At 73.1% G+C, this 10,149-nt stretch carries 8 protein-coding genes; 6 read left to right on the plus strand and 2 right to left on the minus strand.

The window, feature by feature from the left end; translation table 11 throughout:
* Nucleotides 1–15: 15 nt before the first annotated feature.
* Nucleotides 16–1,224, minus strand: a complete 1,209-nt coding sequence (locus AB0M80_RS42005; RefSeq protein WP_364576110.1) for a glycosyltransferase family 1 protein — start codon at nucleotides 1,222–1,224, stop codon at nucleotides 16–18.
* A 22-nt stretch (nucleotides 1,225–1,246) separates the two neighbouring features.
* Nucleotides 1,247–2,188, minus strand: a complete 942-nt coding sequence (locus AB0M80_RS42010; protein ID WP_364576112.1) for a glycosyltransferase — start codon at nucleotides 2,186–2,188, stop codon at nucleotides 1,247–1,249.
* Between the two features lie 94 nt (nucleotides 2,189–2,282).
* On the opposite strand from AB0M80_RS42010, the gene AB0M80_RS42015 reads away from it, so the two are divergent.
* From AB0M80_RS42015 to AB0M80_RS42040, 6 genes are all read left to right on the plus strand, one after another.
* Nucleotides 2,283–2,897 (plus strand): DUF47 family protein, encoded by a 615-nt coding sequence (locus AB0M80_RS42015; RefSeq protein WP_364576114.1) that lies wholly within the window; start codon nucleotides 2,283–2,285, stop codon nucleotides 2,895–2,897.
* Entirely contained in the window at nucleotides 2,898–3,893 is a 996-nt protein-coding gene (locus AB0M80_RS42020; protein WP_364576116.1) for an inorganic phosphate transporter, read from the plus strand.
* Nucleotides 3,894–3,991: 98 nt separating this feature from the next.
* Nucleotides 3,992–5,182 carry a zinc-dependent alcohol dehydrogenase gene (locus AB0M80_RS42025; protein ID WP_364576118.1) on the plus strand — a complete coding sequence of 397 codons (1,191 nt, stop codon included), beginning with the start codon at nucleotides 3,992–3,994 and terminating at the stop codon, nucleotides 5,180–5,182.
* 19 nt (nucleotides 5,183–5,201) lie between these two features.
* Nucleotides 5,202–7,226: a CocE/NonD family hydrolase gene (locus AB0M80_RS42030; RefSeq protein WP_364576119.1), complete on the plus strand. Its 2,025-nt coding sequence runs from the start codon at nucleotides 5,202–5,204 to the stop codon at nucleotides 7,224–7,226.
* A gap of 69 nt (nucleotides 7,227–7,295) precedes the next feature.
* A complete protein-coding gene (locus tag AB0M80_RS42035) occupies nucleotides 7,296–8,369 on the plus strand; it encodes an NAD-dependent epimerase/dehydratase family protein (protein WP_364576121.1) in 1,074 nt (357 codons plus the stop codon).
* A 17-nt stretch (nucleotides 8,370–8,386) separates the two neighbouring features.
* Nucleotides 8,387–9,979 (plus strand): NAD(P)/FAD-dependent oxidoreductase, encoded by a 1,593-nt coding sequence (locus AB0M80_RS42040; protein WP_364576123.1) that lies wholly within the window; start codon nucleotides 8,387–8,389, stop codon nucleotides 9,977–9,979.
* The last annotated feature ends 170 nt before the right edge of the window (nucleotides 9,980–10,149 follow it).

Here is a 10,149-nt window from a genome sequence, read left to right on the forward strand (position 1 = left end):
ACTTGAAAGCGGCGGTCAGCGGGCCTCGGCCGTGGCCGCGGCCTGGGGAACCAGCTTGTGGTAGGCACGCAGCGTGTCGGCGGCGACGCGGTCCCACGAGTAGCGGGCCACCGCGCGGTCGTGGCCCGCGGTGCCGTAGGCGTGGCAGAGGGCCGGGTCGTCGATCAGCCGCCGCGCCCGGGACGCGAGTTCCTTCGGCTGCTGCGGGCGGACCAGCAGCCCGGTGACGCCGTCGACGACGGTGTCGGTCAGGCCGCCGACCGCGGCCGCGACCACCGGGACGCCGCAGGCCATCGCCTCCAGGGGCACGATTCCGAACGGCTCGTACCACGGCGTGCACACCACGGCGTCGGCCGAGCGCAGCAACGCGGGCATGTCCTCCCGGGACACCTGGCCGGGCCAGCGGACGCGGTCGCCGACGCCGAGCCGGTCGGCCAGCTGCCGCAGCCGCTGCGCCTCGGGGTCCTGGGACAGCTTGCCCCGCTCGGGCCCGCCGGCGATGACGAGCTCGGTGGCCGGCAGCTGGGCGAGCGCGGCGATCGCGGTGTCGAACCCCTTGCGCGGGACCAGCCGGCCGACGGCGACCAGCCGGTGCGGCAGCCGGCGGCGGGCCACCGGCCCGTCGGGGCTGAACCGGTCGAGGTCGACGCCGCAGGGGACGATCGAGATCCGCGACCGCGGCACGCCGAGGCGGGACAGCTCGAAGACCTCGTCGGAGCAGGTGGCGATCACGCGCCCGGCCTGGCGGCCGATGATCCGCTCCAGCCGGATGCGGTCGGCGGGGCTGGTGTCCTGGTCGCCCTGGTAGCGCTTCTTGACCACGCCGAGGGCGTGGAAGGTCTGCGTGACCGGTGTCCCGGTCGCGCTCGCCGCCAGCGAGGTCGCGAGCCCGGACATCCAGAAGTGCGCGTGCGCCACGTCCGGCCGCTCGATCGCCCAATGGTCGCGCAGGAAGCTGCCGAACTCGCCCATGTAGGGCAGGAGGCGGTCCTTCGGCTCCTTGCGCGGCGGCCCGGCCGGCACGTGCACGACGCGGTACCCCTGCGGCGTCCGGACCTCCGGCGGCTCGTCGCGGCTCTCCCGGCGCGTGTAGACGGTGACGTCGTGACCGGCGCGCACGAGCGCGGCCGACAGCTCCGCGACGTGCACGTTCTGGCCACCGGCGTCGGCTTCGCCCAGTGCGGCGAGGGGGTTGGCGTGCTCGGACACCATGGCGATCTTCATCGGGGAGGCGTTCCCTTCGTGGTCAACGGACCGTCTCGGCGAGGAGGTGGTCCCAAGCGGTCAGGAAGGCGTCCAGCCCGTGGTGTTTCAGGGCGTGTTCGCGGGCGTTCTTCCCGGCGAGGGCGGCGAAGTCGGGCTCGTGCAGCAGTTCGCGGAAGCCCCGGGCCAGCACGGAGACGTCGGTGGAGAGCACGCCCGCGTCGGCCGGCACCGCCTCGACCGCCTCGGTGGCGGCGAAGACGACGACCGGCATCGCCAGGTGCATCGCCTCCAAAAGGGACAGTCCCAGCGACGTCCACCGGGCGGTGTGCAGGTAGACGCGGCGGCGGGCGATCTCGTCGTGCAGCGCGGGTGCCGGGACGTCGCCCAGTCCCCGCAGCGGCGCGGCGAGTTCTTCGGTCCCCATGCCGAACACGTCGACGGGCGCGGCCTCGGCGAGCGTGCCGAGCAGATCGGCGCCGGTGACGCGCTGCCGCCGCACCGGCTCGTTGATCATCGACACGCCGGCGGCGAGCTCACCGGTGTAGCGCGGCCCCGGATCGGGGATGCCGTGCGGCACCACGGTCGTGGGTGCGCGGCCGCAGTCCCACATCGCCCGGTTGAAGTGGGTCACGTGCGCGACGGTGATGTCGGAGCGGCCGGCGAGGGGGTGCTCACTGGACGCGGCGTACGGCCGGGGCGCGTTGTGTTCCACGTAGACGCACGGCACGCCCAGCCGAGCGGCCAGGTCCAGTTCCTCCGGGCGTTGCAGGACGACGACGTCGGGCTCGGCCTCGGCCAGCCGGCCGAGCGGCACTTCGGTCACCGACGGCCAGTCGCGCCCGGCCTTGCCGAGGCCCCAGGGCGCACCGTCGGGTGATACCGGCAGGAGGTAGTCGTGGCGGCCGCGGACGAAAGCGTCGGTCCACGAGCCGTGCACGTGCCAGAGCAGTACTCTCAGGCGCCGGGATCCGGGATCGGTCATGCCTCCTGATTTCCCGGAGATCGCTCGTTAAACGTGCGGCCGAACGGGGTACCCGGCTCCGGACGGCTGTGTGCCGAGGAAGGGACGTCCATTCATGCGGTTCACCCCACGGGGCAGCCGGTTCTTCGACCTGCTCACCGACGCCGCGAAAAACCTGGTGGCCGCGACCGCGTTGCTGCGGGACATCGTGGCGGCCGAGCCCGCGGACCGGGAGGCACTGGCCAAGCGCCTGCACGAGGTCGAACACCAGGGCGACGAGCTGACGCACACGATCATGGTCGAGCTCAACAGCTCCTTCGTGACCCCGTTCGACCGCGAGGACATCCAGGCGCTCGCCGGGAAGATCGACGACGTGCTCGACTTCATGGACACCGCGGCCGACCTGGCCGTGCTGTACCGCATCGAGGCGTTCCCGCCGGGCACCGACATCCTGGTCCGGGTGCTGTGCCGGTGCGCGGAGCTGACCGCGTCGGCCATGCCGGGCCTGGCGAAGGTCGGTGAGCTCGAACCGTACTGGATCGAGGTCAACGAGCTGGAGAACGAGGCCGACCGGGTCTACCGGCGGATCCTGGCGCACCTGTTCGAGCCGGGCGGGGACGCCCTCGAGGTGCTGAAGACCAAGGAGGTCGTCGAGCAGTTCGAGCTGGCGGCCGACGCGTTCGAGCACGTGGCCGACGTGCTGCAGACCATCGCGGTCAAGGAGTCCTGAGTGACGGGGACCGCCGCCCTGGTCACCGTGATCGTGCTGACGCTCGTCTTCGACTACACCAACGGGTTCCACGACGCGGCCAACGCCATCGCCAGCGCGGTGTCGACGCGGGCGCTGACGTTGCGCGCCGCGCTCGTGCTGGCGGCGGTGATGAACCTGGCGGGCGCGCTGCTGTCCACCGGCATCGCGGCGACGGTGGCGAAGGGGATCATCGACGTCCCGGTCGGGCCGGACGCGCTCACCGTGGTCTTCGCCGCGCTGGCCGGGGCCATCACCTGGAACCTGATCACCTGGTACTTCGGGCTCCCGTCGTCGTCTTCGCACTCGCTGATCGGCGGCATGGTCGGGGCGGCACTGGCCGCGGCGAGCACCGTGCACTGGGCGGGGATCGCGGAGAAGGTGCTGATCCCGATGGTGGTGTCGCCGCTGGTCGGGCTGGTGCTGGGGTACCTCGCGATGGTGGCCGCGCTGTGGTTGCTGCGCCGGGCGAACCCGCACCGCAGCGGCCGGGTGTTCCGCCGGTTCCAGATCGTCTCCGCGTCGGCGCTCGCGCTCGGCCACGGCCTGCAGGACGCCCAGAAGGGCATGGGCGTGATCGTGCTGGCGCTGGTGGCGGCGGGGCAGCAGACGACGTTCGCGGTGCCGATGTGGGTGACGCTGGTGTGCGCGGCGGCGCTGTCGCTCGGCACCTACTCCGGCGGGCTCCGCATCATGCGCACGCTGGGCCGTCGGGTGTTCCCGCTCGACCCGCCGCACGGCTTCGTCGCGGAATCCGTGGCGTCCTCGGTGTTGTACGTGACGGCGTTCGCGGTGAAGGCGCCGATCTCGACGACGCACGTGATCACCGCGGCGATCATGGGCGTCGGCGCGACCCGGCGGCTGTCGGCGGTGCGGTGGGGGATCGCGCGCGACATCGTGCTGGGCTGGGTCCTGACCTTCCCGGCCGCCGCGGCGGTGGCCGCGGCCGTGTACCTGGTGGCCGACCTGATCACCTGAGTTGTCGAAGCCCCGGAGGTCACCGACCGCGGCGGGTTTGTCCGCCACCGCCCGCGGGAAGCCGGGGCGGAGACAGCCGTACGCGGAAAGGGAGAGCCATGAAGGCAGTGACCTGGCACGGCAAACGCGACGTCCGCGTCGAGGACGTGCCGGATCCGAAGATCGAGGAGGCCACGGACGCGCTCGTGCGGATCACGTCGACCGGGATCTGCGGCTCCGACCTGCACCTCTACGAAGTGCTCGGCGCGTTCATGACCGAGGGCGACATCCTGGGCCACGAGCCGATGGGCGTGGTCGAGGAAGTCGGGCCGGGGGTGAAGAACCTCAAGCCCGGCGACCGCGTCGTGATCCCGTTCAACATCTCCTGCGGCCACTGCTGGATGTGCGAGCGCGGCCTGCAGTCGCAGTGCGAAACGACCCAGGTCAAGGAGCACGGCAAGGGCGCATCGCTGCTCGGCTACACCAAGCTCTACGGGCAGGTCCCGGGCGGGCAGGCCGAGTACCTGCGCGTGCCGCAGGCGCACTACGGCCCGATCAAGGTCCCGGACGGCCCGCCGGACGAGCGGTTCGTCTACCTCTCCGACGTCGTCCCGACCGCCTGGCAGGCCGTCGAGTACGCGAACGTCCCGCGGGACGGCACGGTCGTGGTCTTCGGCCTCGGGCCGATCGGGCAGATGTGCTGCCGGATCGCGCGGCACCGCGGGGCCGGCCAGGTGATCGGCGTCGACCTGGTGCCCGAGCGCCTCGCCCGGGCCCGCGAGCACGGCGCCACCGCGCTCGACACCCGTGACCACAAGGAAATCGGCGACAGCATCCGCCAGCTGACGAACGGGCGCGGCGCGGACTCGGTGATCGACGCGGTCGGCATGGAGGCGCACGGCGCCCCGGTCGGCAAGCTGGCGCACACCCTCGTCGGGCTGCTGCCGCAGCCGCTCGGCGAGAAGATCACCGAGAAGGCCGGGATCGACCGGCTCAGCGTGCTCTACGCCGCCATCGACAGCGTCCGCCGCGGCGGCACGATCTCCCTCTCCGGCGTGTACGGCGGGATGGTCGACCCGATGCCGATGATGGAGCTGTTCGACAAGCAGATCCAGCTGCGGATGGGCCAGGCCAACGTCCGGCACTGGCTCGACGACATCATGCCGGTGCTCACCGGCGACGGCGACCCGCTCGGCGTCGAAGGCTTCGCCACCCACAAGCTCCCCCTGGAAGACGCGCCCCGCGCGTACGAGATCTTCCAGAAGAAGCTCGACGGTGCCCAGAAGATCCTGCTGCAGCCGAACGCGTAAAACCGGGAGGAACCTGCTCTTGCGAGCCGTCACCTCGCTGCCGTACGAAATCACCGAGGAAGACCACGTCCGGATTCCGATGTCCGACGGGACCGTCCTGTCCGCCCGCATCTGGCGGCCGGTCTCGTCGGACACCGAACCGGTACCGGCGATCCTCGAATACATCCCCTACCGCAAGCGGGACCTCACCGCGCCCCGCGACTCGATCCACCACCCCTACCTCGCCGGGCACGGGTACGCCTGCGTGCGCGTCGACATCCGCGGCACCGGCGAGTCCGAGGGCGTCCTGGCCGACGAGTACCTCGAACGCGAGCAGCTCGACGCCGAGGAGGCCCTCGAGTGGATCGCCGCGCAGCCGTGGTGCACCGGCGACACCGGGATGATGGGCATCTCCTGGGGCGCGTTCGCGGCGTTGCAGGTCGCGGCGCGGAAACCGCCGAGCCTGCGTGCGATCGTGATCTCGTCGTTCACCGACGACCGGTTCGCCGACGACATGCACTACATGGGCGGCTGCCTCCTGTCGGACAACGTGGCCGAGTCGGGCACGATGTTCGCCTACGCCACGCTGCCGCCCGACCCGGCGGTCGTCGGGGAGCGGTGGCGCGAGATGTGGCTGGAGCGGCTGGAGAACTGCAGCCTGTGGATCGAGAACTGGCTCGGCCACCAGCGCCGCGACGACTACTGGCGGCACGCCTCGGTGTCGGAGAACTACAGCGACGTCCAGGTGCCGGTGCTGGCCTCCAGCGGCTGGGCCGACGGCTACTCCAACGCCGTGATCCGACTGCTGGCCCACCTCGACGTGCCTCGCCGCGGGCTGATCGGCCCGTGGTCGCATAAGTACCCGCACCTCGGCGAACCGGGGCCGGCGATCGGCTACCTCCAGGAGGTCGTCCGGTGGTGGGACCACTGGCTGCGCGGTGAGGAAAACGGAGCCATGGAGGGGCCGATGCTGCGGACGTGGATGCAGGAGAGCGTGCCGCCGTCGACGTCGTACGAGGAGCGGCCCGGCCGCTGGGCGGGCGAGCCGTCCTGGCCGTCGCCGCACGTCGAGGTCACCGCGCTGCCGCTGGCCCGGCACCGCCTCGCGCGGCCGGGCGAGGCGGTCTCCGACGAGGCGCTGACCGTGTCGTCCCCGTTGTCGGTCGGGCAGTTCTCCGGGAAGTGGGCGTCCTACAGCGCCCCGCCCGATCTGCCCTACGACCAGCGCGAAGAGGACGGCGGGTCGCTGGTCTTCGACACCGACGTGCTCACCGAGCGCTGCGAGATCCTCGGCTCGCCGAAGGTGCGGCTGGAGGTCTCGGCCGACCAGCCGGTCGCGATGGTGGCGGCGCGCCTGTCCGACGTCGCGCCGGACGGGCGGGCCACGCGCGTCACCTACGGGCTGCTCAACCTGACCCACCGCGACGGCCACGACGAGCCGTCGCCGATGGAGCCGGGGCAGCGGTGCGCGGTCGAGATCGAGCTGAACGCCGTCGCGCAGGCGTTCCCGGCCGGGCACCGGATCCGGCTCTCGCTGTCCACGTCGTACTGGCCGCTGGCCTGGCCACCGCCGACGCCGGTGCTGCTGTCCGTCCACACCGGACACAGCGCGCTCGAGCTGCCGGTCCGCCCGGTCGCCGAACCGGACGAGCTGCCGTCCCGGCCGTTCGGCGAACCCGAAGGCGCGCCGCCGATGACGGTGACCGCGGTGACGCCGGGGGAGCAGCGCTGGACCGTCTCACGGGACCTCGTGGACTACCACTCGGCGCTGGACATCGTGAAGAACGCGGGGACGGTCCGGTACGACGACCTCGACCTGGAGGTCACCCGGGACGTCCGCGAGCGCTACAGCTGGGTCGCCGACGACTTCTGCTCCCCGGTGGCGGAGACCGGGTGGGACGTCACCTTCGCCCGCGGCGAATGGGTGGCGCGCAGCGAGACCCGCACGCGCGTCTCGTGCACCGACACCGAGTTCGTCATCGACGCGCAGCTCGACGGGTACGACGGGGCGCGGCGGATCGTCTCGCGGAACTGGCACCGGCGGATCCCGCGGGATCTCGTCTGAATTCTGTGAGTTCGGGCCGAAGCCCGGTGGACGCGGTTTCGTGGGCACGACACCGGGTAAGCCTTTCGGGTGCGCATCGTGATCACCGGGGCGACCGGGAACGTCGGAACGGCACTGCTGGCCGCGCTCGAGCCCGGCCACGACGTGGTCGGGCTGGCGCGGCGGCTGCCCGACACGACGGCCGAACCGTACCGCCGGGCGGCTTGGCGCGCCGTCGACATCGGCGTCCCCGGCGCGGAGGAGGAGCTGACGGAGGTGTTCGCGGACGCGGACGCCGTCGTCCACCTCGCGTGGGCGATCTCGCCGGTGCGCGGCGACCCGCCGATGTGGCGCACCAACGATCACGGCACCCGGCACGTGCTCGCCGCGGCGGCGGCCACCGGCGTGCCGCACCTCGTCGCCGCCTCGTCCGTGGCCGCCTACGGGCCGGCGCCCCGCTGGGAGAAGGTGGCCGAGGACTGGCCGTGCGACGGCATCGCGGGCAGCGCCTACAGCCGCGGCAAGGCCGCGCTGGAGACCCTGCTCGACCGGTTCGAGCGGAAGTACCCGCAGGTCCGGGTGGCCCGGATCCGGCCGTGCGCGATCCTGCACCGGCGTGCGGCCGGGGAGTTCGCGCGCTGGCTGCTCGGCCCGGTGGTGCCCGCCGGCGTCGTCGGTGGACGGCGGCTGCCGGTTCCGCTGTGGACGGACCTGCGCGCGCAGGTGGTGCACACCGCCGACGTCGCCGACGCGATCCGGTCGATCCTCGCCACCGGCTTCACGGGCCCGGTCAACCTCGCGGCACCGGAGGTGCTCGACGCCGACGCGCTGGCCGGTGTCCTCGGCGGTGCCCGGCTCCCGGTGCCGAAGCCGGTGGTGCTGGCCGCGGCCCGGGCGGCCTGGCTTGGCGGGGTGCTGCCGCTGCACCCGGGCTGGCTCGAACTGGCCGACCGCGCGGCGCTCGCCGACACCACGCTGGCGGAGACCGCGCTGGGCTGGCAACCTCGGTATGACGCCGCGGCCGCGCTCGCCGACCTGGTCGCCGGGCTCCGGTCGGGCGCGGGGGCGGCGAGCCCGCCCCTGGCCCCGCCGCGCCGCGACGGGGTACTGGCCCGGTTCCGCTCGCTCACCCGGGTCGGGCCGAGCCACCAGTCGCAAGCCTGACCCGCCGGGAGGCCGGAGTGAGTACGGAAGCCGTCGACGCGGTGGTGATCGGCGCCGGGCACAACGGCCTGGTGGCGGCGAACCTCCTGGCCGACGCGGGGTGGTCGGTGCTGGTCCTGGAGGCGACGGCGCACCCCGGCGGCGCGGTCCGGACCGCCGAAGTCACCGAGCCGGGCTTCCGCAACGACCTGTTCAGCGCCTTCTACCCGATGAGCGCGGTGTCCCCGGCGATCCGGGGCCTGCGGCTGGAGGAGCACGGCCTGCGCTGGCGGCACGCGCCCGACGTGCTCGCGCACGTCCTGCCCGACGACCGGTGCGTGGTGCTTTCGCGCGACGTCGGCCGCACGGCGGCGTCGGTCGACGAGTTCGGTGACGGCGACGGCGACGCGTGGCGGCGGTTGTTCGAGCAGTGGCGCGAAATCCGCGAGCCGCTGCTGGAGACGTTGTTCACGTCGTTCCCGCCGGTCCGCCCGGCACTGAAGCTGCTGCGCCGCACCGGCACCGGTGACGCCCTGCGGCTGGCGCGCATGCTGACGCTGCCGGTGCGCCGGTTCGGCGACGAGCTGTTCACCGGCGAGGGCGCGAAGCTGCTGCTGGCCGGAAACGCCGCGCACAGCGACGTTTCGGTGGACAACGCGGGCAGCGCGGTGTTCGGCTGGCTGATGGCGATGATCGGCCAGGACGAAGGGTTCCCGGTGCCGGCGGGCGGCGCGGGCGAGCTGACCGCGGCGCTGGTGCGCCGCCTGGAGTCGCGCGGCGGGACGGTCCACTGTGGACGCCCGGTGCGGGAAGTGCTCGTCGCCGGCGGCCGGGCGATGGGGGTCCGGGACGCCTCGGGCGCCCCGGTCCGGGCTCGCAAGGCGGTGCTCGCCGACATCCCCGCGCCGCTGCTGTACGGCGAGCTGCTCGCGCCGGAATGGCTGCCGTCCCGGTTCGTCGAAGACCTGGCGCGGTTCCAGTGGGACAGCGCGACGGTCAAAGTGGACTGGGCGCTGTCCGGCCCCATCCCGTGGACGGCCGAAGCGGCGCGCGGGGCCGGCACGATCCACCTGGGCACGGACCTGGACGGGTTGTCGGCCTTCGGCGGCGAACTCGTCCGCGGCCGGACCCCGCGCCGCCCGTTCCTGCTGCTGGGCCAGATGACCACGAGCGACCCGGACCGCTCGCCGCCGGGCACGGAGTCGGCGTGGGCGTACACGCACGTCCCGCGCGGCACGATGGAAAACCGGGCCACGCTCGAGCGGCGGGCCCGGCGGATGGAGGAGACGGTCGAGGCGAACGCGCCGGGGTTCACGGACCTGATCAAGGCGAGGTACGTGCAGGGCCCGGTCGAGCTCGCCGAGCACGACCCGGGCCTGGTCGGCGGCGCGGTCAACGGCGGCACGGCGGCGATCCACCAGCAGCTGTTCTTCCGCCCGGTGATCGGCACGGGCCGCCCGGACACCCCGGTCGACCGCCTCTACCTGGCGGGGGCGTCGGCCCACCCGGGCGGCGCGGTCCACGGCGGCCCGGGAGCGAACGCGGCCCGCGCGGCCCTGGCCCGCTCGGGCACCTTCGGCGGCGGCTACGCGGCGGTGATCCGCGCGGCGCACCGCGCGATCTACGGCTGACGCTCCCGGCCCGGCGTTGACGCTCCCGGCCTGGCTCAGCGCCGCTTGCGGCCGCTCCCGCGCAAGTCCGTGAAGGCCAGGCGGATTCACGCGGTGGTTGCAACACCTGTCGTTTGTTGATCTAACAGTAGCTTCGTGAGGGCCTCGGCTGGCGTTCGCCAGCCGAGGGT

Source organism: Amycolatopsis sp. NPDC051045 (assembly GCF_040682955.1).
In the GTDB taxonomy this organism is placed as follows: domain Bacteria; phylum Actinomycetota; class Actinomycetes; order Mycobacteriales; family Pseudonocardiaceae; genus Amycolatopsis.

Coding starts and splice junctions, on each gene's coding strand:
- AB0M80_RS42005 (WP_364576110.1), bottom strand. CDS start 1,224: ATGAAGATCGCCATGGTGTCCGAGCACGCCAACCCCCTCGCCGCACTG.
- AB0M80_RS42010 (WP_364576112.1), bottom strand. CDS start 2,188: ATGACCGATCCCGGATCCCGGCGCCTGAGAGTACTGCTCTGGCACGTG.
- AB0M80_RS42015 (WP_364576114.1), top strand. CDS start 2,283: ATGCGGTTCACCCCACGGGGCAGCCGGTTCTTCGACCTGCTCACCGAC.
- AB0M80_RS42025 (WP_364576118.1), top strand. CDS start 3,992: ATGAAGGCAGTGACCTGGCACGGCAAACGCGACGTCCGCGTCGAGGAC.